1 protein-coding gene is annotated in these 942 nt (G+C 62.5%); it reads right to left on the bottom strand.

The annotated features are described in order from the left end of the window. Positions 1–335: 335 nt before the first annotated feature. Positions 336–942, bottom strand: a 607-nt coding sequence (tnpB, locus tag ACFQ24_RS03845; RefSeq protein ID WP_380909129.1) for an IS66 family insertion sequence element accessory protein TnpB, incomplete at its 5' end; no start/stop codon positions are given.

The following is a 942-nucleotide window of genomic DNA, read 5'->3' as shown; positions in this document are numbered from 1 at the left end:
GGCCGGGCTACGCCCGACCTCCACCGCACCCAGCGCAGGGCGCTCCCCACAACCGTCCGCCTAATCTCGAAAAGGGGGTCCCTCTTCGACGCCGATACGGGGTCCCGTTTGCGCGCCGTTTGACAGCATTGATCGCCCAGACTTTGGCGACCTCGGCCTCGGCTACCAGCGCCTTGTCCCGAGCCTGATCGGCCTGCTCACGCACGATGGCAAGCTCAGCGCGAAGCTGCAAAAGCTCGTCGGGGACCATGCTGCATTATACCCGCAACGTCCTCAAAAACCCAGCAATTCCCGCACTCTTGTGCCGGTTTTCCCTCTTTTGGCGGGAGCGGGAATCACCCGACCTGCGCCGGGCGCCAGGTCTCCTGCGGGTTGCGCCAATCTACGCCTTCAAGCAGGCACGCCATCGCGGAAGCTGAGATCGCGATCGTCCCATCCTTTGCTGATGGCCAGACAAAACGCCCTCTTTCCAAGCGTTTTGCATATAAGGACATCCCGAGGCCGTCATGCCACAAGATCTTGCATAGAGACCCGCTTCGCCCTCTGAAGACATACAGATCGCCGGCATGAACGTCCTTGTGCAGGGTTTGCTGGACCTGCAGGGCCAGCGACCGCATTCCCCGCCGCATGTCCGTATGCCCCAGCGCAAGCCACACCCTCACGCCGCTCGGGATCGGGATCATCGGGCCAAGACCTTGATGACAGCCGCTGCCATGGTCGGCGACGCCGAATTGTAGATGTTCACCCGGGCGCCGTGGGAAAGCTCGACTGTGACAGCCGGCTGCCCGGGCGTGGGCATGGAGCTCTTGTCTTCCGGTCGCGTCCGTCAATGTGGTGTAAAATCGGGTGTGGCCACTGGGCTGCATTTTCAGGCGGCCTTGGGTGTAATCTGTAGCGGCTGTGCCTCCTCGATCATTGGGGTGGCAAGGGCGGCCATGCCCT

Source organism: Sphingobium olei (genome assembly GCF_042678845.1).
Taxonomy (GTDB): domain Bacteria; phylum Pseudomonadota; class Alphaproteobacteria; order Sphingomonadales; family Sphingomonadaceae; genus Sphingobium; species Sphingobium olei.
The sequence above is the reverse complement of the archived record's forward strand: the minus strand, read 5'-3'. Positions and strand labels throughout refer to the sequence as shown.